The organism is Agrobacterium sp. D14 (genome assembly GCF_001526505.1).
Classification (GTDB): Bacteria; Pseudomonadota; Alphaproteobacteria; order Rhizobiales; family Rhizobiaceae; genus Agrobacterium; species Agrobacterium leguminum.
This window is the reverse complement of the sequence record NZ_ASXX01000008.1, coordinates 31,806-56,459: the sequence shown is the minus strand read 5'-3', so window position 1 is coordinate 56,459 and position 24,654 is coordinate 31,806. Positions and strand designations below refer to the sequence as shown.

Annotated in this window: 20 protein-coding genes and 1 pseudogene; 7 read left to right on the top strand and 14 right to left on the bottom strand. The window is 57.9% G+C overall.

The window, feature by feature from the left end:
- The first annotated feature begins 1 nt into the window (after nt 1).
- On the top strand, nt 2-385 hold the full coding sequence (locus tag L901_RS06715) for a cytochrome c family protein (protein ID WP_059754747.1): 384 nt from the start codon (nt 2-4) through the stop codon (nt 383-385).
- Nucleotides 386-443: 58 nt separating this feature from the next.
- Nucleotides 444-1,712, top strand: a complete 1,269-nt coding sequence (gene glp, locus L901_RS06710; protein ID WP_059754745.1) for a gephyrin-like molybdotransferase Glp — start codon at nt 444-446, stop codon at nt 1,710-1,712.
- A gap of 351 nt (nt 1,713-2,063) precedes the next feature.
- Here glp and L901_RS06705 read toward each other — a convergent pair whose 3' ends face one another.
- The 4 genes from L901_RS06705 to L901_RS06690 form a co-directional block, all read right to left on the bottom strand.
- Complete coding sequence (locus L901_RS06705) at nt 2,064-3,125, bottom strand: LacI family DNA-binding transcriptional regulator (protein WP_059754743.1); 1,062 nt, start codon at nt 3,123-3,125, stop codon at nt 2,064-2,066.
- Nucleotides 3,126-3,166: 41 nt separating this feature from the next.
- The gene (locus L901_RS06700) at nt 3,167-4,552 is read right to left on the bottom strand and encodes an aminotransferase (RefSeq protein WP_059754740.1); all 1,386 of its coding nucleotides are present in this window, start codon (nt 4,550-4,552) and stop codon (nt 3,167-3,169) included.
- 15 nt (nt 4,553-4,567) lie between these two features.
- A complete protein-coding gene (locus tag L901_RS06695) occupies nt 4,568-6,490 on the bottom strand; it encodes a hydantoinase B/oxoprolinase family protein (protein ID WP_082710517.1) in 1,923 nt (640 codons plus the stop codon).
- Between the two features lie 67 nt (nt 6,491-6,557).
- Nucleotides 6,558-8,600, bottom strand: a complete 2,043-nt coding sequence (locus L901_RS06690; RefSeq protein ID WP_059754737.1) for a hydantoinase/oxoprolinase family protein — start codon at nt 8,598-8,600, stop codon at nt 6,558-6,560.
- A gap of 349 nt (nt 8,601-8,949) precedes the next feature.
- Here L901_RS06690 and L901_RS06685 point away from each other — a divergent pair, with 349 nt between their 5' ends.
- The 4 genes from L901_RS06685 to L901_RS06670 all read left to right on the top strand — a co-directional run bounded on the left by L901_RS06685 (nt 8,950) and on the right by L901_RS06670 (nt 13,155).
- A complete protein-coding gene (locus tag L901_RS06685; RefSeq protein ID WP_059754735.1) occupies nt 8,950-10,065 on the top strand; it encodes a substrate-binding domain-containing protein in 1,116 nt (371 codons plus the stop codon).
- A gap of 131 nt (nt 10,066-10,196) precedes the next feature.
- A complete protein-coding gene (locus L901_RS06680) occupies nt 10,197-11,249 on the top strand; it encodes an ABC transporter permease (protein WP_020810093.1) in 1,053 nt (350 codons plus the stop codon).
- Nucleotides 11,246-12,733: an ATP-binding cassette domain-containing protein gene (locus L901_RS06675; protein ID WP_059754732.1), complete on the top strand. Its 1,488-nt coding sequence runs from the start codon at nt 11,246-11,248 to the stop codon at nt 12,731-12,733. The genes L901_RS06680 and L901_RS06675 overlap by 4 nt, the downstream gene beginning before the upstream one ends.
- Nucleotides 12,734-12,735: 2 nt before the next feature.
- Nucleotides 12,736-13,155, top strand: coding sequence for an SDR family NAD(P)-dependent oxidoreductase (locus L901_RS06670; protein WP_245289593.1), 420 nt, complete (start codon nt 12,736-12,738; stop codon nt 13,153-13,155).
- A 39-nt stretch (nt 13,156-13,194) separates the two neighbouring features.
- Here L901_RS06670 and L901_RS06665 read toward each other — a convergent pair.
- A pseudogene (locus L901_RS06665) lies at nt 13,195-13,801 on the bottom strand (alpha/beta hydrolase); the annotation flags it as partial.
- 62 nt (nt 13,802-13,863) lie between these two features.
- The gene (locus L901_RS06660; protein ID WP_020810099.1) at nt 13,864-14,835 is read right to left on the bottom strand and encodes a carbon-nitrogen hydrolase family protein; all 972 of its coding nucleotides are present in this window, start codon (nt 14,833-14,835) and stop codon (nt 13,864-13,866) included.
- A gap of 177 nt (nt 14,836-15,012) precedes the next feature.
- Here L901_RS06660 and L901_RS06655 point away from each other — a divergent pair, with 177 nt between their 5' ends.
- Nucleotides 15,013-15,924: a helix-turn-helix domain-containing protein gene (locus L901_RS06655; RefSeq protein WP_059754730.1), complete on the top strand. Its 912-nt coding sequence runs from the start codon at nt 15,013-15,015 to the stop codon at nt 15,922-15,924.
- A gap of 195 nt (nt 15,925-16,119) precedes the next feature.
- On the opposite strand, the gene L901_RS06650 is transcribed toward L901_RS06655, so the two are convergent.
- From L901_RS06650 to L901_RS06620, 8 genes are all read right to left on the bottom strand, one after another.
- Nucleotides 16,120-17,652: an IS66 family transposase gene (locus tag L901_RS06650; RefSeq protein WP_059754728.1), complete on the bottom strand. Its 1,533-nt coding sequence runs from the start codon at nt 17,650-17,652 to the stop codon at nt 16,120-16,122.
- A 71-nt stretch (nt 17,653-17,723) separates the two neighbouring features.
- Nucleotides 17,724-18,080, bottom strand: a complete 357-nt coding sequence (tnpB, locus tag L901_RS06645; RefSeq protein ID WP_059754725.1) for an IS66 family insertion sequence element accessory protein TnpB — start codon at nt 18,078-18,080, stop codon at nt 17,724-17,726.
- Nucleotides 18,077-18,553: a transposase gene (locus L901_RS06640; protein WP_245289592.1), complete on the bottom strand. Its 477-nt coding sequence runs from the start codon at nt 18,551-18,553 to the stop codon at nt 18,077-18,079. The genes tnpB and L901_RS06640 overlap by 4 nt, the downstream gene beginning before the upstream one ends.
- 830 nt (nt 18,554-19,383) lie before the next feature.
- Nucleotides 19,384-20,811 (bottom strand): arabinose isomerase, encoded by a 1,428-nt coding sequence (locus L901_RS06635; RefSeq protein WP_059754720.1) that lies wholly within the window; start codon nt 20,809-20,811, stop codon nt 19,384-19,386.
- Between the two features lie 30 nt (nt 20,812-20,841).
- Nucleotides 20,842-21,852: an ABC transporter permease gene (locus L901_RS06630; protein WP_059754717.1), complete on the bottom strand. Its 1,011-nt coding sequence runs from the start codon at nt 21,850-21,852 to the stop codon at nt 20,842-20,844.
- Nucleotides 21,849-23,414 (bottom strand): sugar ABC transporter ATP-binding protein, encoded by a 1,566-nt coding sequence (locus tag L901_RS06625; protein ID WP_059754714.1) that lies wholly within the window; start codon nt 23,412-23,414, stop codon nt 21,849-21,851. The genes L901_RS06630 and L901_RS06625 overlap by 4 nt, the downstream gene beginning before the upstream one ends.
- Nucleotides 23,415-23,440: 26 nt before the next feature.
- Nucleotides 23,441-23,614, bottom strand: coding sequence for a hypothetical protein (locus L901_RS27600; RefSeq protein ID WP_245289591.1), 174 nt, complete (start codon nt 23,612-23,614; stop codon nt 23,441-23,443).
- A 53-nt stretch (nt 23,615-23,667) separates the two neighbouring features.
- A complete protein-coding gene (locus L901_RS06620; RefSeq protein ID WP_245289590.1) occupies nt 23,668-24,609 on the bottom strand; it encodes a substrate-binding domain-containing protein in 942 nt (313 codons plus the stop codon).
- Nucleotides 24,610-24,654: the final 45 nt, after the last annotated feature.

Below are 24,654 nucleotides of genomic sequence, written 5' to 3'. Positions count from 1 at the left end.
CATGCGGTATTTTCTCGCAACATTGTCGTTTTGCGCAATTATGGCGCCGATCGCCCACGCGGAAGGCAACGTCGACGATGGTGCAATCGTATTCAAGAAATGTGCGGCCTGTCATGCGGTCGGCGAAGGGGCGAAAAACAAGGTTGGGCCTGAACTCAATGCGATTATCGGCAGAAAGGTAGCTGCAGTCGAGGGCTTCAACTACTCCGCAGCCTTCAAGGCGAAAGCTGAAGAAGGATGGGCTTGGGACGAGAGCCACCTCACGGAATATCTTTCCAATCCGAAAGCCTATGTCCCAGGCACCAAGATGGCATTTGCCGGCCTTAAAAAACCTGAAGAAATTGCCGATCTCATCGCCTATCTCAAGACATTCCAAACACCATGAAAGCTTGGTGCCCGTCTGCCGATCAGGTGGGCACCGTCATCCTTTGCGAGGGGATAACATGAACATCGAGGCAGGTCTCAAAGGCAAAAACATCGGTTGTTTTGACGGTACGGACAAAATGAGTTTCGAGGATGCTGTCGAAGCTGCAATTCAGTGCGCGAAGCCTCCTTTCCAATCCGAACGCGTTGCGTTGCTGGATGCGGCGGGGCGAGTCCTGGCTGACGATGTCGCCGCACCCTCGTCTCTACCTCGGTTTGATCACTCGGCCATGGACGGTTTTGCTGTCCGAACTGCAAGTTTTTCCGGGTCTGGACCGTGGAGTGCACGCATCGAAAGAGTGATCGCTGCAGGTGCCACTGAGAGCATGCCAGCGTTCTCAGACGACGTAGCTGTCGAAATTTATACGGGCGCGTCCATCCCGGATGGCTTTGATGCCGTCATGACGCGCGAAAGCTGCACGCGGTCCGGCGGGGAAATTACGTTTTATGTCGCTCCTAGTCAGGGGCTGAATATTCGCAGAGCTGGCGAAGACATCGCGGAAGGAACGGTCGCAGTGCCGGCCGGAACTACCATTACACCGCACACCGCTGCGCTACTGGCGGGATTGGGTATCCGCGAGATTGCGGTGCGTCCCAAATTGCGTATCGCCTTCTTCTCCACCGGTTCCGAACTGTGTCAACCCGGCGAACGGCTTCAGGTTGGTCAGCTATACGACTCCAACCGCTACATGGTCACAGCACTGTTGGCCCAACCATGGATCGATTTTACCGACCTCGGACACCTGGACGACAACCTTGACATGATTTCCCGATGTCTCGCCGATGCGTCGAACCAATTTGACGTCGTGATTGCTTCTGGCGGAATGTCGCAAGGCGGAGCTGACTTCATGCGCCAGGCTCTGACCGCGAACGGCGGTGAGCTTTCCGTCAACAGTGTCTTGATGCGTCCGGGCAAACCCGCAGCTATCGGCAGGGTCGGAAATGCACTTTTCATCGGCCTGCCCGGAAACCCGATGGCCGCAGCTGTGGTGTTAGACCAGATCGGCTTACCCGCACTTCGCGCCTCCACAGGAATGCGTTCCTATCGTGCTCCCGGGCAGCCAGCTATAGCCGCATTCGAATTCAAAAAGCGCGAAGGTCGCACTGAATTTATCCCGGTTAAGATCATCGGGTCGAACGAAATAGGCCTACCCGTTCTTGCAACGCTTGGCCGCGGGTCGTCTGGAAGTTTATCGCCTATGGCCCGCGGTGACGGTCTCGCGCTGCTCGATCCGAAGACCACGTGCCTCAGCAACGGCCAAGTGGTGCGCTTCTACCCTTTCGAATAAAATATTCGAAGTTCGGAAAAAATCTACGAGATCGCGATTTCACAAAACAAAGCGGCCCCGCACGCCTTGATGAAATTCGAACTCATGGCCCATTAGCTTCAGCTATAACCAACTGAATGGGCATCATTGTCATCTTCTTTCGATTTGAACTCCAATGGCCGACGACAGTTCCAATCAATGTCTGTCATTGAGCATTAGGCAAGCAGATTTCTTGCGCGCGAGACCAAATGAATGGTGGCCGGTTAACAGCGTAAACCGGGTTCGCTACGCGTACCGACCCGTACAATCAAAGGGCGAAAGTGTCTGATAGACACTCGTTTTTTCTGATGAATTTTCAGCGGATTGCCTTTTCTAAGCACCTAGCGGCTTCTTCGTGGACTCTCGCACCACAAGCTCCGGCTGGAACACCGTCTCCGTGGAAGAGCGGATAGGGGAGCCAAGCCGCGCGATGAGCAACTCTACAGCCGCTTGCGCCATCTGAGCGACAGGCTGCCGGACTGTGGACAGACCCGGCGTGGTCAGCTGCGACAGGACGATGTCATCAATCCCCAGGAGTGACATCTCACCGGGAACGGAAATCCCGTGCTGCCTGAGAGCGGAAAGTATGCCAACAGCGATCATATCGTTGAGGGCGATGATGCCAGTGGGACGCGGATGCGTTTCAATCAACTGCTTTACGCTGCCACGACCGATTTCGAAGAGCTCGACGTCGGAATAGCTCGCTATTCCATCGACAAAGGATTGAACGATAACAGGGCAATCGGAAAGGCCATGTGCGGCAATAGCCCCTTCGAATCCTGCAGCTCTCGCTGAGCGTGCAAATGTGAAGGACGTGTCGGTGACATAGGCGATGTTGCGATGCCCGAGACTGACGAGATGATCAACCGCAAGACCTGTCGCCGCTTGGTTGTCGAGATTCACCAAATCCGAATTTGGCGAGCCTAGGTCTCCACGCTTGGCATCGATTGCAACGACTGCCAGATCGGCGGGCGCCGGCTTTCGGCGGCCGGCGATCGGCGAAACGGTGATGACGCCGCGAATACCGAAACTGAGCATCTCCTCTTCGAATTCATGCTCCCGTTCCGCGTCGCGCATCGTGTTGCAAAGCAGGACGCGATAATTGTGCCGTGCAGCTGCCTGCTCAATCGCCAATGCCAGTTCACCGAAGAAAGGGTTGATGACGGTGGGCACGAGCAGTCCCACCATCGGCACTTTACCGGTCTTCAGTTGCCGGGCCGCGTTATTGGGCCGATAGCCGAGGCTCTCGATGGCTTGCGTGATACGCTCACGCGTCTTGAGCCCCATATTCGCAAAGCGTTCGTTCAGGTAATTCGAAACGCTGGAGCGAGAAACGCCAGCAGCTTCGGCAACCTCCTTGATGGTGATTTTTGTGGAGCCTTCGCCTGTGCTCATCGCTTGTGCCGCCTCGACTGGATTCTCATCATTTCAAGGTTCTATCCGGCTGCTGGCAATTTGGAAATGACCTCCTGCTGGAGCGTTTTCAAGCTTGCCAACAGCGCATCCGCGATGAAATCGATCTGCTTTTCGTCGATGATGAAAGGTGGGCAGAAGGTAATCGTGTTGCCCTGCGGCCGAAGCATCAGCCTTTTCTGCATGGCGATACGCTGAAGATGCTGCGGGATGCCGAAGGCAGCGGCAAATGGCTCTTTCGTTTCCTTGTTCGCGACGAGTTCCGCTGCGAGCAGAAGTCCCTCACCGCGAAACTGCCCGACATGGGGGAATGCGGCAAATATGGGCTCTATCTTCGTTCGCAGCATTTGCCCCCGCTGTTGCACCCATTGTGGCAGCTCCATGGACTGATACTGCCGAATGGCCTCTTTCACGATTGCCGCGCCGACGGGATGTCCGGAATTCGTGAAACCGTGTCCGAACTGGCTCCCATCAATGTTGATCGACCTGATCGCCTCGTAAATCTTGCCGGAAACTGCAACCGCGGAAATCGGGAAGAATGATGATGACAACCCCTTCGCCATGGCCATCATGTCCGGCTTCATTCCGACCGTCTGGCAGCCGAACCAGTTTCCCGTTCGGCCAAAGCCGCAAACGATCTCGTCATCCAGGCAGAGAATGCCGTATTTGTCGAGAACCGCTTGGACCTGCTCGAAATAACCTGATGGCGGCACGATGACACCAGCGCCGGCATTGATCGGCTCGGCGATGAATGCCGCGATGTTGTCCGGCCCTTCGGACAGAATGAGCGCTTCCAGCTCGTTTGCGAGACGCTCGACGAACGATTCCGTGGTTTCACCCTCACGTTGCTCGCGATAGGGATCCGGGCAGAGCGTGTGCAGAACACCTTCCAACGGCAGCCCGAATTCCCGGTGCATGTGGGGAAGGCCGGTCAGCGACGCCGCGAAGATGGTCGACCCGTGGAACGCACGTTGCCTCGCTATGATTTTTCGCCGTTGCGGTTCACCATTGGCTGCGTGGAAAAGCCAGGCGATCTTGACCATGGTCTCAATCGCTTCCGACCCAGATGTAGCAAAGAAAACCCGCGCGTCGTCAAGTGGCACCAGTTGCGCGATCGCTTCGGCTGCATCGATGACGGCCGGAGAAGCCCGGCCGCCGAAGGTGTGATAGAAGCCCATGGTGGCGTAAGCGTCCGAGGCCGCTTTCGCTAATCCATCATTGGTGAATCCGAGCGAGGCGCACCAAAGTCCGGCCATCACGTCCAGATACCGGTTTCCGGCATCGTCGAATATATACGGACCATCGGCCTTCGCGATGATGAGTGGCCCCTCCCCTTCATGCCGCTCCGGGTTTGTCTGGGCATGGAGGTGGTAGCGCACATCACGGGCAGCGCTTGAATTCGGTATCATGGAACTTTCCTCCTGTCAGGCCTTGGTCCAGCCGTAGATCCGCTCTGCCGCTTCGACAGAAACGAAGCCCTCAGCAACGTCGCGCTCTATCGCGTCCTTTGCACGCGCGGTCGGCGCACCGAAGCCGCCCCCACCCGGCGTGCGCAACCGAATACGATCGCCCGGCTCGAAACGGATGTTGGCGTACTTGCTCGTTGAGCGCTTGCCATAGGCATCCTTGACGTTCTGCCACTCGGTGGAGTTTGCCTTCAGAACGTGGGTCGCACCGTTGTCGCCTTCCTTACCGTCGAAAAGCGCCCAGGGTTTGACCGCATGGCGATCCGTGCACTGGCTGCCGGTGATCGCCACATCCGTCATCAGGAGCGTGCGTTCATAGCCAAGACCACCGCGGTATTCGCCTGCGCCGGCCGAGTCCGTAATCAGCTCGCAATTTTCAACGCGGATCGGAAATCGAGTTTCGAAGACTTCCGTTGGATTGAAGCGGCAATTGCCGTTGATCGCGATATTGCAGTTGTTGCCATCGAAGCCCTGGCGGCCACCCCAGCCGCCGGCCATTATATCGTAGCAGGCGAAATACTCGTCATAGTCGGGATGATGGCCGCCGAACACAAAATTGGTGCCCGTGGCCGCTTCCGCCGCCATGACGCGCTCAGGCGCGCAGGTGGCCATCGCCCCGATAACGATACCGGCCAGACGTGGATGAGTTTCGGTGTTTCCGGCAACTTCTGGCGCGGGGAAGTCGACATTGGCGACTGTGCCGGGCGGGGAGACGACCTTGATAGGGCGGAAGCAGCCGGAGTTCTTCGGAATGCTCGGGTCCGTCATGTGCAGGACGGCATTATAGGTGGCGCTTGTCGTCACGCCATACGTGGCATTGATCGGACCGCGTGCTTGCTTGGCCGTACGGCGGAAATCGGCGATGAACTCGTCGCCCTGCACGAAGACATCGACGGCAACCTTGTAGGACTGCGCCGTGATGCCGTCATCCTCGACCGTATCCTCGAAGCTGTACATGCCGTCACCGAAGGAAGCGATCTCGGCACGCATGCGGCGTTCGGAGTAGTCCATCAGGTCGAGGCATGTTTGCTTGAAGATATTCTTGCCGTACTTGTTGATAACGGCCGTCAGGCGGTCCACGCCGAGATCGACGCTGGCGATCATCGCGCGAAGATCGCCATAATTCTGGCGAGGCGTACGGACGTTTGCGAGAAGCAGCTTCCAGACCTCATCGACATCCTTTCCCGCCTTCTTGATTTTGATCGGCGGCACACGCAGGCCCTCTTGGAACACCTCCGTGGCTTCGCCAGCGAAAGCGCCGGGAACCATGCCACCGATTTCGGCGATGTGGCCGATGCAGACGGCAAATCCCATCAGTTCCCCATCGATGAAGACTGGTTTGAAGAAGGTATGCTCGGGAAGATGCAGACCGCCACGATAGGAGTCGTTGTGCAGGATGATGTCGCCTTCTTCGAGCGTCTCGAAATCGATCTCCTGGGCACAGCTCTTCATCAGGATCGGCATGCCGCCGATCATGGCCGGATTGAACTCGGCGACCGCGATCATCTCGCCGTCCTTGTCGGCGAAGGCGCAGGTGAAATCGAGGCCCTCATTGAAGATCGTCGAATAGGACGTCTTCATGAGCAAGATGCCCATCTCGCGGCAAACCGAGACCATAGTGGATTCAAGGATATTCATGGTCACGGGATCGAGTGGCGCAAGCCGCGTGCTCGTGGACGCCGATAACGCGGATGGCTCGAACGGCAGCGAAATGCCGGCGGACCGATCGGCACGCAGGCCATCCCAGCTTTCGCACCACTCACTGCAGTAGAGCGTATGGCCGCCATGCAGGCGCTCGTCGGACACACCGTAGAGCAATTGACCGCAATTGGCGCATTTCAGATATTTTTCGATGTAGTAGCCGTTTTCAGAAAAACGCATTTGATTTCTCCGGGTATGTCGGGCCTGCGGATGAGCCATCCACGCAAGCGCCGGGGAATGACTGGGCTCAGGCGAGGATGTCGATGATCAGATTGCCGAACTCATCGACGGACAGCGCGCTGCCGGGATTGAGCACCGTCACTGACGCAGGTTCTTCGATGATCGCCGGGCCGGGAATGACGTCTCCGAACATGAGATCGCCACGATCGTAGACCGGCGCCTGATGCGAGCCGTTGGCAAAGTAGACCGAACGTGCTGATTTCGGCTTCGCGGCTCCCGCGGCGCGTTCCAGGCGAAGGATGTCCGGCTTCGGCGTCGTTGCCACCAGAGTGACTGCGCAGCTTACGATTTCGATGATGTCGCCGGGCGAAGAAAACCCGAAGCGGGCCTTGTGTGCCCGATGGAATGCTTCCCACAGTGCGGTGCCATCGGCAGCCTCGAATGCAGTTTCGTCGATTCGCATTTCCAGTTCATAGTTCTGGCCGAGGTAGCGCATTTCGAGCAGATAATGCCCCTCGATGTCAGTGGTGTAGCCCTGTTCATGCAGCTCAGCCGTCGCCTCGGCGATCAACTGAGAAAGGATGGACTGGCCAAGAGTCGGGTCATAGTGCCTGCTGGTAATGTGCGTGGTGCGCTGGCGATCGACGCGCGCGTCGGTCAGGATAAAGCCGGACGCCGAGAACTGACCGGGGTGATTGGGAACGAGAGCTCTTGGAATTCCCATGTCGGCGGCAAGGTCATTGGTGTGGAGAGGGCCCGCACCACCAAAGCCGGCAAGTGTGAAATCGCGGGGATCCAGGCCCTGTTCGATGAGGACGGTGCGAAGCGCGCCGACCATGTTGTTGTTGGCGATCTTGAGGACTGCCAATGCGGTATCCTCGATGCTGCGGCCGAGCTGGTCAGCAACTCTCGAGACAGCAAGCCGCGCGGCTTCGGCGTCGAGCTTCATGCGACCGCCGAGGAAGTTGTTGGGATCGATGCGGCCGAGCACGACGTTTGCATCCGTCACGGTCGGAAGCGTTCCGCCGCCGCTATAGCAGGCCGGACCCGGGTTCGCTCCGGCGCTCTGCGGGCCGACGCGCAGCATGCCGCCATTGTCGATCCAGGCAATTGAGCCGCCACCGGCGCCGATCGTGCGGATATCGATCATCGGGATCTGGATCGGCATGCCCCACTCGATCTCGAATGCCGTGGTGAAGCGTTCGCGACCGTTTAGCACGGTGGCCACATCGCTCGAGGTTCCCCCGATATCGATGGTGACCAGGTTATCGATGCCGGTGAGCTTGGCAACGGAGCGGCTGGCAATGACGCCGCCGGTTGGACCGGAGAGAACGAGATTGACCGGCGCATTCGCGGCCGCTTCCAGCGTCATCTCACCACCGTTCGACTTGATGACGACGACATTGGCATCCATCTTCGCTTCGTCCAGCCGCTTGCGCATGCTGGCAAGCTGACGGGTGACGACGGGCTTCAGATAGGCATCGGCGATGGCGGTCGATGCGCGTTCATATTCCTTCCACTTGGGCAGGATTTCATAGGACGCCGTGATCGGCAGACCCGCCAGCTCTTCGGCGAGGATCGCCTTGATGCGCAGCTCGTGAACGGGATTTACGTATGAAAACAGGGTGCAGACGGCAACTGCCTGGATATCGGGCGTGGCGCGAATGGTCGCCGCCAGCGCGCGAACCTCGCCCTCGTCCAGCTGGATGAGCACATTGCCCTTAGCATCGAGACGTTCGGTCAGCTCGAAAGAATGGCTTCGTTTAACCAGCGGCGTCGGCTTCACCCAGCTCATGTCATAGTGGTAACGGCGATTTCCGCGCTGGATAAAGGGAATATCGCGAAAGCCCTTGGTCGTGACATAGGCAACCGTCGCGCCCTTGCGCTCGAGCACTGCATTGGTGCCGACGGTCGTACCAAGGCGGACATAGTCGATCTCGTCCCTGTGCTCGAACTCGGAAAGGCCGTTCAGGATGCCCACGACGGGATCCGTCGGCACAGACCTGACCTTCCACACATCGATGGTGCGCTTTTCGCGATCATAGGCGACGAAGTCGGTGAACGTGCCGCCGACATCGATACCGAGCATGAAACGAGATTGGTTATCCATGATAGCCTTCCTAAGACGTACTTTCGTACGTTCCCCTAATTACACGTGGTTTGTATCCGATTTAGTGTATCGATCTACAAAAGATGCGATTATGTCAACCACGAATTTTCAGCCAAATTGACGCGTTACCGCACGGTTCGGCATTAAATATTGACTTAAATCACTGTTTTAACTCCATATTGTTTTGAAATTGGGGAATTGAATAATATTTGTGCGACGTAGATAATTGATGAAAGATGCGCCATATTTTGAAATTGCAATTGACTTCCCAATTTAATTGTGTACCGATACACATGCCATATAAAAACAAAAATAGGGCTGTTCCTTCAGAGGTGAAAAGGTCAACTCCATGAAAACCAATTCTCGCATTGCCATTCTTGCTGCCCTTCTTTCCGCAAGCGCGATCGCGCCGGTCGCCGCTCAGAATAAGGCTGTTCCCGATGCAGTCATGTCGCACAAGTTCCCTTGGGGCGACTTCAAGCTTGCACCGCGCATCGCCGACAAACTGAAAGCCGGAAAGCCGATCAACATCGTCATTCAGGTCGCCGGCACGGGCGTGCCGATTTCCGGTGCCCAGTTTAAATTCGGAACCGACAAGGGATGCGAAGACGCCAAGGCGGCCGGCCTCAAGGCAAATTGCCGGCTGGTCGGCCCGGTCAACCCAGACCCGGCGCAGCAGATCAACGAACTCGAAACGCTCCTGAACTCCGATCAAGTCGATTGCCTTGGCGTCCAGGCACCACTCCCCAACCAGTTCAACGCGATCATCAACCGCTACGTCGATGCTGGCGTTCCGGCCATGACGCTGAACAACGATGCTGCCAAATCCAAGCGCTTTGCCTTCTCGGCACTGAACGAGGTGGCTGCCGGGCGCTTCAACGGCGAAGCCACCGCAAAGCTGGTCAAGGAAAAAGGTCTTACAATCACCGAGGTCGCCCTCGGCAGCGGCGGCCCGGACGAGCCGTGGGCACAGGGTCGCATGCAGGGCTTCCAGGAAGGCTTCAAGGCTTCCTACCCCGATGTAAAGTTCTTCAATGACTACAAGACCGGCCTGCCGACGAGCCGCAACTATACAACCGCGGAAGTCATCGATAGCGTCACGCCGTTCCTGACGGGCAACCCGAAGGTCAACCTGTTTTTCCACACGGACCAGGGTGTCGAGGGTGTTGCCCGCGTCATCAACAATCTCGGCTTGACGGGCAAGTCGTACACTTCAGGATTCAACGTCAGCGGAGCAATTCTCGACGACATCGAAGCGGGCCGCACGCTCGTCACCATCGACCAGGGCTTCGACAATCAATCCGAAGCTGCCGTCAAGCAGTGCGTCGCCTATCTGACAAAGGGCGATGTCCCGGCTGATCCCCTTCAGTATCTGAACCCCATCGTCATCACGAAGGACGGTGGAGGAGGGATGATCACGGTCGAAGCGGCCAAGGCGCGCCTGAAGGCTGCACTCGGCAAATAATCCAGCGCCTGGCGGCTGGCTTCGGCGAGCCGCCCACTCTAATAGAATTCAGGTGATGAACGCGACGTTTCGGGGCAGCAACTCCGACACCCGCGCTCACCGCGCCATGACTATTGTAAAGGGCCAGAGCAATGCTCGACATTCTCAAACCGGGAAACATGATCAACGGGCTGCGCACGGCGGGGCTCGTACTTGCGATCGTCGTTATCGCGGCTTTTGTGCAGAGCCAGCACGACTCGTTTCTCGGCATCAACAACCTGACGACCCTGCTGCGTTCGATGGTCGCCCTGGCCATGATCGCCTTTGCACAGAAACTGATCATTCTGCTTGGCGAAATCGACCTTTCGGTCGGCTCCGTCTATGGGTTGACCTCGATCACGATGGCGACCCTGTGGCTTGGCGGTGGAGCGATGCCGTTTACTTTGCCGCTTATCCCCTCCTTGCTCATTTCTCTCGCCATTGCCGCTTTCGTGGGCCTTCTGAACGGATGGTTCGTCGTCAAAGCCAAGCTGCCTTCCTTTATCGTCACACTTGGAATGCTGAATGTCGCCGAAGGTCTGCAACTGTTGATCAGCAACGCACAGACATTCACACCAGCCTATTCTGATCCGACGCCGCCAGATTGGGAGCTGTCCTTCTTCAAGGCGATCGGACAGGCCCCGCTTCTTTGGAACATCCCGAGCGCGACGCTCTGGCTCGCGGCCTCCTTTGTGGTCTTCTGGTTTATCAGGCATCGTACCGTATTCGGCTTTCGTCTCGCGGCAATCGGCGGAAATGCTGAAGCTGCCCGCATCGCCCGGCTGCCGATCGTCAAGTACAAGCTTGCCGTCTTCCTGATCAGCGGACTGATGGCTGGCCTGGCGGGCATCGTCGACTTCTCCTATGTCGGCTCGGTCGGCCCGCGGCAAGCTGGCTCACTGCAATTCTCGGTCGTTGCGGCTGTCGTCATCGGCGGTGCAAGTCTGGCGGGCGGGCGCGGAACCATCGTCGGCACCCTGCTTGGCGCTATTCTGCTATCGCTACTGACGAACGGGCTTGCCTTGATGGGTGTCGGCTCCTTCGCGCAGCTCCTTTTCATAGGCATCGTCACCATCGGCGCCGTCTGGCTTGACCAGGGATCTCAGATCCTCATCCGGCGCGCAGCCCAACGTTCCGCCGCAAAGCGGGAGGCGAAAAGCGAATGATCAGGCTTTCGGCAAGCGAACTGCGCAAGAATTACGGCCCGACGAGAGCGCTTGCCGGCCTGTCCATGGAACTTTGCTCGGGGGACATCGTTGGACTGGCCGGTCCAAACGGGGCTGGAAAGAGCACCCTCACCCGCATGCTGGCAGGAGAGGAAACGCCCGACTCCGGCTCGATTACCCTGGATAGGAACGGCATCAACGTTGTCCGGGTGACGGATCACGTCGCTGTCGTTCACCAGGAACCCCAGGTCTGGCCGAACCTGACCGTGCTCGAAAACCTCGCCGTAGGCCGCGAGGCCTCCGCCGTGGGTTCGCCGCGACCTCAGGTTGATCCCCTGCCTTCGCTGAAACTGCTCGAATTGGAGCGCTTCGCGCATTACCAGCTTTCGGATCTCTCGCTTGCTGTCCAGCAGCGTGTCGAGATTGCAAGAGCAATCATGTACGACGCAGACATCTTCCTGTTCGATGAGCCGAATTCCGCCCTGACCGATGAGGAGTCAAAGTCGCTCTTTTCGGTCATGCGGCGATTGGCGGACGCAGGCAAGATCGTCCTCCTGATCACGCACAGGCTGGAGGACTTCGTCAATTCCTGCGGTCGCGTTCTCGTTCTGCGCGACGGCACTATTCAGGCCGACCTCTCAGGCAATCGCATGACAGAAATGGCGATTGTCAGGGAACTTACTCATGGCCTTAATGTGACAGAGGCAACATTGCGGACGGAAACCCGCGAGGCAGCGCTCGACCCGTCTTTTGTGGTATCGCTGGACGGCTGCTTCGATCCGGCCGGCAGCTTTGATCGGATCGATCTGAGGATCGTGCCGGGAACAGTGACGATTGTCGCAGGCGTCGAAGGCTCCGGAGCCCGCGAACTTGTCCGCGCCCTTGGCCGCCACAGCCCGATCAGCGGCAACATGAACGCCAGGCGGAAGGATGGAAAGGAGATTGCCGTCAGCTATGTCGCCGCAAGCCGGCGTTCGACCGTCTTCCAAAACCTCAGCGTCGGCGATAACCTTGTCGCCCGGCTCGACTGGTCATCGCTGAGCAATCCCGTTCCTTTCCTTTCCCGCTCGAAGATTGCGGCACGGGCCGAAGCTGCGGTCAAGAAATACTTTGTTAAGACCGCAAGCATCAATCATCCCATCACCTCGCTGAGTGGCGGAAACCAGCAGAAGGTGGTCGTGAGTGCTGCGGTCGAATATGGGGCAGAACTTCTCGTGATCGAAGAGCCGACACGCGGGGTAGACTTCGGCAGCAAACGGGATATCTATGCAATCCTTCGGGACTATGCCGCGAAAGGTCATGCAGTCGTTCTATTCTGCACGGAGGTCCCGGAAATGTACGACGTTGGTGACGAAGTGGTTGTCGTATCCCATGGCCTCATCATGGGTAGGATGGCCGTTGGCGAACAAGCCTCGGCAACCGAGCTGACACACCGTATCACAAAGCTGGAATCAAGCCACCCTAGCGTCCAGGGAAATGCTTGAGCATGCTGGAAAGAACGCTCTTCAATCTGGACTGTAGGCATGCCCTCGTCACCGGATCAAGCCAGGGCGCCGGACTGGCGATTGCCGAGGGACTTGCGAGTTACGGCGCTAGCGTCACGCTGAACGGCCGCGATCCCGCGAAGCTGGAGGCCGCCCGAAGGGGGCTTGAACCAGCAGGTGCCAAGGTTAAAGCCGCCGCGTTCGATGTCACGGACGCGAAGGCAGCGGAGGATGGTGTCCGTCTTATTGAGGAGCGTTTCGGTCCGATCGACATCCTGATAAATAATGCCGGAATGCAGTTTCGCTCGCCGCTGGACAAGTTTCCGCTCGAGAAATGGAACGAACTGCTGAGGACGAACATTTCAAGCGTGTTCTACGTGTCGCAACGCGGACATCCGAGCGAAAGTAATGGCCAGTCCTGACATACCCCGCACGACGACGGTATAAGCAATTGGCTTCTACGTAATGACTTTCCGGCCATTCAGACGTGCCGACATTGCCACCTGATTTCGGGGGCAATCATCCGGTCGTCGCTGGATATTTGATACCACGACGGCTTCCTCTTCCAGGCCGGGGCGAAAACGGCATCTACAAAGGTACTGGCCAGCGGCGCCCCCTGGGTGGCCGCCATGACGAGCGCCTCCTCAGGCGTCATACCCGGCAGGCTTTCATGGACTTTGTCAACCTTGAGCCAGAGGTAACCATCGCTGTCCGGCTCGATATTGGCCATCGCCGTTGGAGATGCTGTTTGGGTGATGCCGCCTGGGCTTTCGCCGGCATCGGGTGCAAAAGGCGGCGATGTAGACGAGTCCTACCACATTCGGCTGATCCCCGACTTCCGTTTTGACCGTGCCGCCGTATGAATGGCCCACCAAGCAAGACGGGCTTCTTCTGTTGGGCCACATTTTGCGGGTACGTTCCGCGTCCTCCACCCGCGGCGTCAGCGGCAGTTCGACGGCGTGAATCGACTGATGATCCTTGTGGACCCCAGTTCGAGTACGGCCTTCCCCCAATGGCTCTCTCCGTCCCAGAAGCCGTGCACCAGGCGATAGTAGGTTTGTCCGTCATGGTTTCCTCCTTTTGAGGCGTGAATGCCAGTGTCGTCTCCGAACCGGCTCCGACCGGCACTGTCATTCGATTTCGGCAAGTTCCGGGTCGAAAGACTGGACGCGTGGCTGTTCACGCTTATTGAACAGAAGGCGCAGGACATCGGGACGGGAATAGTGGCCTGTGGGATCATAGGCCGCCTTGGCGACCCCAATGAAACCGAGGTCAATGTCCGCATACATTATCGCCTCCTCGGTTTCCGGGATTGCGTCTGCCAGAGGAGAGCCGTCCGGCCCGAAAATCATCGTGAAGCCACCACCTTCAAGCAGCAAGTTCTGTTTTGCCGGCGTGTCCACTAGCATCTCGATCATCGGCTTTGAAACCAAGGCACAAGGCGCCAGCACATAGCACTGGCCTTCGAGCGCATAGACTTGGCTGGCGGCGAGGTTGGCCTCGGAGCTCAACTGGAACGCAGCGCCGCGATAGACGGAGAAGCTTGGCCAGCTTGCCACATGGATCTGCTCGTTTTGTGAGTACATTGCATATTTTGACAGCGGCTGAATGTGCTCGGCGCAGCACAGCGCGCCTAGCCGGCCCAGCTTTGTCGAATGCACGGCGATATGCGATCCATCGCCTTCGCCGAAGACCGTACGCTCGGCGTGGGTCGGTTTGAGCTTGCGGCGATTGGCGATAACCTCGCCGCTGTCGCTGAAAAGCGCCTGCGCAAGATAAAGGCTGCCGCCTGCCCGTTCCGTAAAGCCCATGACTACATGGATCGAATGTCTTGCCGCCGCGGCCCTCAGCCGCTCATAGTGGACGTCGCCAATCTCCATGGCATTGGCGAAGTATTTGCCGACAAACCGCATCCCCCAAGCTGGTGAATCGAGCCAGATCCACCAGGGATAGCCCGGCAGCCAGACTTCCGGGAAGGCAATGAGTGACGCCCCTTCTGAAGCGGCCTGTTCAATGAGGCCGATCGCCTTCTCGATACCCTTTTCGATATCGAGAAATTCCGGTGCGGCCTGCACGGCCGCAACTTTGTATTTGGTGAGCATGACGGTTCCCTCTTTTCTAACTTAGGGAACAGTCGTGCCACAGTGCACATCTTCGCACTTGGACAGACTGGCCTCCATTATTGTCAGAAACGGCCATTCGACGTGCACGGCACGATTCTTGCTTTATAATCCGGGAGAAAATGCCCACGTTAAACAGGGTAATCGAAAGCAAGCCAAATGATGTCTGCGAAATCCGAAGCTCTTTTGCTTTGGAAAGAACAGTTGTGGTCAACCTATGTACGCCTCGAAAGCAAGTCCGAGGCGGCCGGCTTTTATGGCTCGGTCCAGGAGTTTTTTCCGCACAGGCATAGCCTAAGCCTGGTGGATTCCACGGCTCAGCTCACAGAGCGAACGCGGCGACACATTCGGACCGACCAGCAGGAGGTAGTACTGGTTGCCTTTCAGCTATCAGGGTGCGGGCGTGTAACCCAGGATGAGCGAGAGGCGTGGACAGTCCCAGGCGAGTTCGTCTTTTACGAAAGCATTCGCCCCTATTCCCTGGGGTTCGACGGGCCATTCAGGCAATTGGTGCTGAGGATCGATCGAGAGCGGATGATCTCGACGATGCCGTGCATCGGCAATCTGACAGCCAGAACGTTCGACGCAAGACGGGGTGCTGGTGCCGTCGCGCTGGATTTCCTCCAGAGCCTCGCGGCGCGTGGAAGCCAGATCAACGAAGGCAGCGTTTCGCCGATGGAGCGCACCGCCTTCGATCTTATTGCGACTGGCGTCCTGTCATCGACCGGAGATCTTTCACCACGGCGCGTGCTTTTTGAGCGGTTGCGTGATCGTCTCATCGAGAGAGTGCGGGACCCTTCGTTCAATCAAACAGAGATGGCGGTCCTGGCCGGAATTTCCACTAGGTCTCTCAGGCGGCTCTGCGCGGAAAACGGCATTTCACCCGTCGGTCTCATTCTGAGAACGAGATTGCAGGGCGTGAGAGACAGCTTAGCGCTCGATGGCAACAAGAGGCGGTCCGTCACGGAGATTGCCTTGAGCTGGGGGTTCAATGATATCAGCCATTTCAACAGGGCATTTAGAACGACCTATGGGATGACGCCGGGGCAGATGCGCCATTCGCATCAATGAAAAGCCGAGCCTTTGGCCGTGGTGACACATGTATCCAATCCACGCGCGTTGCGTACTCCGCGATGCTGGCCGCGACTGCCCAGTTCGACTGATCTTTGTCTCGCGAAGAAACCCTCTTTATTGACTTGTCGGAATATCAGATGACCATCTTCGCCTGCATTGGCGTCATCCGGCGAAGTGACGTAAGCGCTGTTTTCAGGCCACGGCTTTGATGTCGGGTTTTGCGGTGTAGGCCCAGGGCAGCAGGTCATCGATCTTGCTATTTGGATGCCCTTTGACGATCCTGGTGAGGACGTCTGAGAGATAGGCCAGAGGCTCAACATCGTTGAGCTTCGCGGTCTCGATCAGCCATGCGATGGTGGCCCAATGTTCGGCCCCGGCGTCGGAACCCGCAAATAATGCATTCTTGCGATTGAGGGCAATTGGCCTGATGGACCGTTCGACGATGTTGGAGTCGATCTCGATCCGCCCGTCGTCGATGAATCGGGTCAAGCCATCCCAGCGTGACAGGGCGTAGCGGATCGCTTCGGCAAGCTTGGTCTTCTGGCTGATGTAGCCGAGCTGTTCACGAAGCCAGGGAGCGAGGCCGTCGGTGATGGGGCAACTTTTTTCCTGACGGGCGACACGACGCTCCTCGTGGGTCCGGCCACGTATCTCGTCTTCGATCCTGTAAAGTTCGGCGATGCGTCGGAGCGCCTCACTGGCGATGGGTGCTGGACCGGCGGCAGCCAGTTCATAGAACCGGCGTCGAACGTGGGACCAGCAGAATGCCAGCGACACGGTGTTCTTTGCCGCAAGCGGGCGATATCCACTGTAGCCGTCGACCTGCAGGATGCCGACGAAGCCATCGAGATGGGCCATAGGCCGTTCACCTTTGCGGTCCGGCGCATAGACATAGGCGACGCCGGGTGGGTCATTGCCCTGCCATGGCCTGTCATCACGCGCATAGGCCCAGAGCTGCCCGGTCTTGGTCTTGCCACGTCCCGGATCGAGCACCGGGGCTGTCGTCTCGTCGGCGAAGAGCTTGGACGACGACTTCAAATGATCAAGGAGCCGCTGATGGACTGGGCGCAGATGCCAGGCGGCACGGCCGACCCAGTCGGCGAGCGTCGAACGGTCGAGATCGATGCCCTGACGCTTGTAGATTTGCGCCTGGCGATAAAGTGGCAAGTGATCGGCATATTTGGAGACCAGCACCTGGGCGACGGTTGCTTCGGTCGGAATGCCGCCTTCGATAAGCCTTGCCGGGGCCGGGGCCTGAACGACGATCTCCTCGCAAGCCCGGCAAGCATACTTTGGGCGGCGCACCACCAGAACGCGGAATTGGGCGGGCACAATGTCGAGCTTCTCGCTGACATCCTCGCCGATCCGATGCAGGTCGTTGCGGCAACAAGGGCAGGCTTGATCATCGATATCGACCACGATCTCGATGCGCGGCAGATGGGCTGGTAGCGAACCCCGGTTCATGCGCCGCTTGGCGACCCGCTCCTGGCGCACATCGGCCGAGGCCTGCTCCTTCTCTTCCAGCCCGTCCGCTTCGACCTGCTCGGCTTCTTCAAGTCCAAGCAGAAGCTGGTCTTCGGGAAGCGTCTCCGCCCGTCGGCCAAAGCGGTGGCGCTGCAATTCCTTAATGATCTGACGCAGGCGGGCATTCTCCGCCTCGCGCGAAAGCACCATGGCTTTCAGCGCATTCAGGTCATCGGGAAGCTCGTCCGCCGTCATCGTCATGCGCCAAGAACAGCATATTTTGCCGCTCGGAACGAGAGGTTGAATGGGGCTGATTCAATTGGTCGCGCCCGTCATCCGGCCTTTATCGGCGTGCGCGTTTCGCTCGGCGCTGCCACGCGTTTCCAGTCCAGTCCTTCGAACAGAGCCGAGAACTGGGCGGCCGTCAGATGCATCGCGCCATCCTGCATTCGAGGCCAATGGAACTCCCCATCCTCAAGCCGCTTCGCGACCAGACACACACCGCTGCCGTCCCAGAATATCAGCTTGATCCGGTCCGTCCGCTTGGCCCGGAACACATAGATTGTCCCAGAGAATGGGTCAGCACTCATCTCGGCCTTCACCAGCGCCGCCAATCCCTCAGCACCTTTGCGGAAGTCGACGGGCTTGGTGGCGATCATTACCTTTACCGCACCGGACGGACCAATCACGACTGAGCCTTCAAGGCCTGGATCACGGCGGCAATTGTCGCGGCATCGGTGCCGGATGCGATGTGCAGCTTGGCTCCATCAATCTCCAATTCAATGCCCGCATCCGCAGGAACCTTCCTCGGCGAACGGGTCCGACGAGCCTTCTTCGGTATGGACTTCTTAGGCGGCACGACGACCGCTGGCGCAAACATCGGGACTTCCTCCGCCACAGCAAGAACCTCAAGCGGCTTTCGCGCGAGCCGTCGCCATGTAAACAATTGCTGCGGCGTCAGCCCATGACGCCGCGCCACAGAGCACACCGTCACGCCAGGCTCGCAACTCTCCGCAATGATCTGCGCCTTTTGATCGTCGCTCCATTCGCGACGTCGGCCACTGCCAGTGAATACTTCAAACCGGCGTACCGGCTCTTCCCTGGATTTAAGCGTAAGCTCTGAAATCGACATATGTCCAAGCCCTCTTTCGAGGCTGAACATCAATGATCAAGCAATGATCCGGAAGGTGGGGTCAGGACAGCGCTTACGAAGTGACGCAACCGTGATTGGAAGCATTTTCACGCAGTATGGCAGTTGATCCTTTCGGACCAGCTTCGTTGGCAATCATGAAGTTCGAAGAGGGTCGCTACCTGGGAGCACGTGAACCTCACCGGTGATCACATATGCGAGGAGAAGCCTGGACTCGACGATTCAGGCTTTCGACCCCTGCCGCTCTCGGTATGATCCGCTTACCGTATATCTGTGCCCCTTTAATGTTTAGGGGCCTGAAAGGGAGGCTGCAAAACTGCGACAAGAATTGCAATGTTCTCTCCCTTAGTCTTCATAGGGAAAGAGATTGTCACCTTAAATTGTGGCTATTGAGATTGCGCTTGTCGTTCCGACTCTATGACGCAGGCGCAAATCGACAAGTTTTCAGCCATTTCGCGGCACTGATCGGCCGACATTGAGAACTGAATAGTTCGTGACGCGCCTTCAGCCTCATCTATAACGAGTTTTACTATACAGGTACTATCAAATTTAATATAACGATGGAACTCTTTGAGAGGAGGTCCATCAATTTGACCTTCTTTATTTAGCTTTGGAGGAGACATCATTTAGATCTCAGTTGTGCCAGCAGGGGCGGTTTATTTATAATAGAGGCTTACCTTGATGCGCATTTCGATCGCTTCCTAATGGATGAGGAAACTATAGATACATTATTGGTGGGCTTGTATTTTTGTAATAGCTCTCCCTAATTTCAGTAAAAAGAAATCGTTGAGTGAAATCTGCACGCCGCAGTGAAAATCACAGTAACGGCGCTTGTCCATTACTCAACAAATTTTGTTCGTTTGCAGATTGAGCAGTTTCCCAAGCTTTTCTATGCGGTTTCCGATGTGGCCTACGCCGACTGCGCAATGATGTGCCGGGCCTTGTGCATTCCATGCCTCAACGAAGCGACGGGCACCGAGGGAGAACTGATAGCGGCTGTTCGTGTTTCCGATTTCCAGAATTGGTCCGGGAACGGACGTGCCTTCGGCGCACAGCAGCTTGACCTTACCACCTTCCTCGACAACGGACAGAAGCGTGACCGGACCATGCTTGACGGACATTTCCACGCTGACGCCGGAGCCGACCTTGCCGTGATAGACCTTGAGTGGGCGAATCTTCGTGCGGCCTTCGGCAATTTTTGTGTGTCCCGGCCCGTCATGCCCCATCAGCACGACGTCTGCGGCAAAATCGATGGCGTAATATTCGGTGAATGAACCGCCTACACCGAAGCTGTCCATGATCTTCATGGCCTGCGCGTTCTTGATCTCATATTCGCCAGCAACCGGCACACCATTTGCCGTCAACATGGAGCAACCGACGATGACGGAGGTTATGATATCCTCATATTCATGGCCGGGCTGGGATTCGTAATAATAGGCAAGCGATCCGAGTGATTTTTTATCGACCAGCTTGCGAAGCGCCACGGCGGTTTTGGCTGCACGGGCAAGCTCCTGCGGGTCGCAATCCGGCTGAACCTCGAATTCAGCCTTTATCGTCGTCAGGCAGGCTTCGACTTCCTCCTCGCTCACACTGCGCCGCAGCTGCGCCAGCTCATCGATTTCCAGCACTTCGATATGGGTGCCGAACGCTGCGGCCTGGGCGGTGAGATCGGAGTAAATGTCGAGCATGCCATTGTAATAGCGACCCATCACCCCGAGCCTGTTATGCGCCATCACATGCGCGACGCGGGCGGCCTCGATCCAGTCATTGATGTCATCCTCAACGATCGGATCGCCGGTCAGAACCCCCGTCACCTGATGAAAGCTGACGCCCGCGCGGTGAAACACATTGGCAATTTCAGGAACGGGGCAGGCGGAGCAGTGCGCCAGCCAGTCTCCTGTCATCGCGGTTCGATCCCCAAGCGCGTTGAAGGTGGCATAGTCGATGGCTGCGGTGGGTTGCAGATTGAGAATGATCACCGGAACCTTGGCTCTTCGAACAACCGGAAGAACGGTCGAGGACAGGGCGTAAGTGGTGATGTAGAGGAAGATGATATCGACATCGGCCTGACGGAACTGATGTCCGGCCTCGACCGCCTTTTCAGGCGTATCGATCAGTCCCAGATTGACGACCTCCACGCCAGGGCGTGCAAGTTTTGCCTCCACGGTATCCACATAACCACGCAGCCGCGCTTCCAGACCTTCGAACTGCGCCCAGTAGGCCTCCAGACCAATTCCAAAAAGACCGGCCTTCAATGGACGTTCTGACATTCTCGTTCTCCGATGCTTATGTTTTGGGTGTCAGCCTTGAAGGCGCACGCGCAGCTGATCGAGGCCGACGGCCATCAACAGGACGACGCCACGGGTTACGTCCTGCCAGAAGGAGGACACGTTCATCAGCGTCAGGCCGTTGTTGAGCGTACCGAGGATCAAAACGGCGATCAGCGTGCCCCAGACGCTGCCGCGTCCGCCAAACAGGCTGGTTCCGCCCAGAATGATGGCTGCGATGATGGTGAGCAGATGCTGACCGGCGGCATTGGGCGCTGCGGCCCCAAGCATTGCGGCCAGAATGATGCCAGCCGCTGCACCGGACAGGCCGGAGACGATGTAAAGCATCATCTGCGTCCGCTCTACTGGCACGCCAAGCAGGCTGCTGGCTTCGGGATTTCCGCCGGTGGCATAAACGAAACGTCCGAAAGGCGTCTTCGACAGGATCAGCCACAGCACAACGAATACAAGCAGCATCAGGATGATCGGAAACGGAATGCCGAAGAGGCGTCCGGAGCCCAGCCAGTTAAAGGCTGGAACGAACAGCGGTTTCGACAGGCCGCCGGTCATGACCATGGAGAGGCCGGAAAAAATGCTCATCGTCCCCAGCGTAGCAATCAGCGGATTGAGTTTCAGCCGTGTGACGATGAAGCCGTTGAGCACGCCGACGGCGCAACCGATGACGAGTGCGGTCAGGCAACCCGCCCAGATATTGATGCCATTGGCATGCATCAGCGCCACGATGACACCGGCGAGACCGGCGACGGCTGCGACGGACAAATCCAGCCCGCCGCCGATGATCAACGGCGTACCCGCTGCCGCCATCAGGCCGATGAAGGCCATGTTGGTGCCGATGTTTGACAGGTTGCTCAGCGTCAGGAAATAGGGTGACAGAAGCGAGAAAGCAGCCAGAAGCAGGACATAGAACACCAGCAACAGAACGATGCCAGCGGCGGGACGACCGAGAAGGCCGGTGAGGGAGCCGTGCTGTTTCTTCGAGACAGCCGGTTCTGCCGGAACGGATGGCGACGGCGACTTGATCATGCTTTCTCCAGTTCATTGGTATCGCGGACGGCGGACCGCGGCTCTGCTGCCCGCATCAGGTCCGCCGCGCTCGCATCGCAGCCCAGCTCGGCAACGACCTTGCCGTCGTCCAGAACGATGCTGCGGTCTGCGAGACCCGCCACTTCTTCCGCATCAGATGAGACGATGAGGATCGCCAGACCCGTTGCGGCAAGGCGACGGATCTCCGCGTAGATTTCGCGTCTGGCACCCAGATCGACGCCGCGCGTCGGTTCTTCGAGGATCAGGAAATTCGGGTCTCCCAGCAGCCAACGGGCAAGGCAGACCTTCTGCTGGTTGCCACCGGACAACAGGCGGATTTCCTGATCCGGCCCCGAGGTTTTGATCCTGAGCGTCTTGATCCAGTCTCTGGTACTGGCATCCTCGCGCTTCTGGTCAACGACACCGGATTGCGTGAACATGCGCAGATAAGGCAGCGTGGTATTGGTCCGCACCGACAGATTGCCGATCAAGCCCTGTCGCTTGCGCTCCGCAGCCACGAAACCGATGCCATTGCGCACGCTCTTTCGAGGGCCTGACAGGCCGATATCGGTATCGTTCAGCCGTACCGTTCTGGCGCTGGCAGCAGGCTCGGCACCATAAATGACCCGACCGACCATTTCCGCACCCGAACCGATCAGGCCGAAAACACCGAAGACCTCACCGTGCCGCACGGACAGCGACACGTCGTCAAGCCAGCCGGGAAGAGACAGGCCCTCGACGTTGAGAACAGTTTTCGCATCCGGTACCGTCGATTTGGCGGGATAGAGGTCGCCAAGCTCGCTTCCAAGCATCGCTTTCAAAACCTCGTCGCGACTGGTCTCGCCCGTTGCGAACTGGCCACGAACCTCGCCATCGCGCAGCACCACGATGCGGTCGCTGAGCCGGAAGACCTCGTCGAGATAGTGGGAAATGTAGATGATTGTAACGCCCTGCGATTTGAGCGTCTCAATCACGCCGAACAGATTGTCGGCATCGGCTTCACCCAGCGAAGCCGTCGGCTCGTCCATGATCAGGATTTCAGCCTTGCCAGCGAGCGCGCGGGCAATTTCAACGATGCGTTGTTCGGAAAGGGGCAGCGAGCCCATGCGCTGACCGGGATCGACATGGTCGAGCCGCAAGCGGCCGAGCAGCGCCTGTGCCTGAGCTTTCATGGCTGCGCGGTCAATCATGGGAATGCCAGCAAATCGCCGTCTGGGCATCGAACCAAGCGCGATGTTTTCCGCAACCGAAAGGTCGGGATGAACGGAAAGTTCCTGCGGCATGAGGCGGATGCCCGCCGCAATCGCATCCTGCGGTGTCGCGATGTTCTTGATGGCGTCGTGAATTCTGATTTGTCCGCTGTCGAGTGTGTAGACGCCGGAGAGGATTTTCATCAGCGTCGATTTTCCTGCACCGTTGGCACCGAGAAGCGCGACGATCTCGCCTTCATCTGCCGAAAGCGACACGTTCTTCAAAACCGTCACACCGGCAAAGGCCTTGCTGACATTGGTAATCTGGAGCCGCGGATTGCGGCTCCCGTCATTGTTCTGGATGGCAGTCATGTCACGCTCCCTGAACGTTATCGCGCTCATTGCTGGGGGAGAATGGCCTCATAGCCCTTCAACCAGTCCTGCTTCTTGAGGTCGGCGAGATAGGTTGCGAATTCCGTTTCCGGGAACTTGTAACCGTCTTCCTCACCAACGCAGGGGAAGTCCTTGTAGAACTTGCAGATATTGGCCTTGGTGACCATCTGGTGGGTCACGAAGGTTGCTTCCGGCACAGGCTTCCCGGCAAGCGCCGACAGCGCAATCGGGATCAGATAGTTGCCGTAGCTACCGGGGAACGAACGGTGGCGGCAACCAGGTTGGGATCGGTTGCCAGCGCCTCGGCTTCATCCGCCCCGTTGCCGACCGCAATCGCCTGATCGACGCGACCGGCTGCCCGCACTGCCTGAAGCATGCCCATGGTCGCCTGATCATTGATCGCGATAAGCAGGATCGGCACGCCCGGCGGAATGCGACCGATGACATTGTTCATCTGCGCGAAGGATTCCTGCAACGTGTTCTTGGTGTCGATCTCGATGATATGGTCGGCGGGGAAATCCTTTGTCAGCGCCATAAAGCCGGCCTTCTGGCCTTCCGTGCGCATGCGTGGGATGACGCCGGATTGGGGCAGGGCGCCGATGACGAGATAGCCGGTCTTGACCGCATCAGCCCCGAATTTCTTCTGTGCTGCCGTTGCCAGATAGGAGCCACCCATGAAGCCGGACTTCGGATTGTTGACACCGAAGAAGCTGGCACCCGGCATCGGGATGTCGATCGCCGTCACCTTCGTACCATCCGCCTTGAAGACGTCCATCACGGCCTGACCGAAATTGGCGTCGGTCTGAAATTCGATGACGTAATCCACCTTGCGCTCGGTAAAGGATTTGGCGTTGGCCAGCGCGGTCGGCCCATCGAGGCGGTTGTCGGCAATGACGAGTTCGACGCCTGCCGCATCCGCATTCTGCTGGATGCCTTTCTCGACAAGGACGCCGAAGGCGATGTCGCGTTGCAGATTGGCAAAACCGATGCTGTAGGCCTTGCCGTTCTTCGGCGGCGTGGCTTTGGCGGCATCCGCGGCCATCGCTTTCAGATTGTCGGCTGACAGCATGTTGCCATCGAATTTCAGCGGATCGAACCCGTGGAAATCCTCGGCATATGCAGCGGACGCCAAAAGGCATGCGGCAACCGCCAGCAGTCTGGCTTGATGTTTCATGTCTCTCTCCTCCCGGCCTCTGCCCTCCCTGGCAGCGGCAAACGC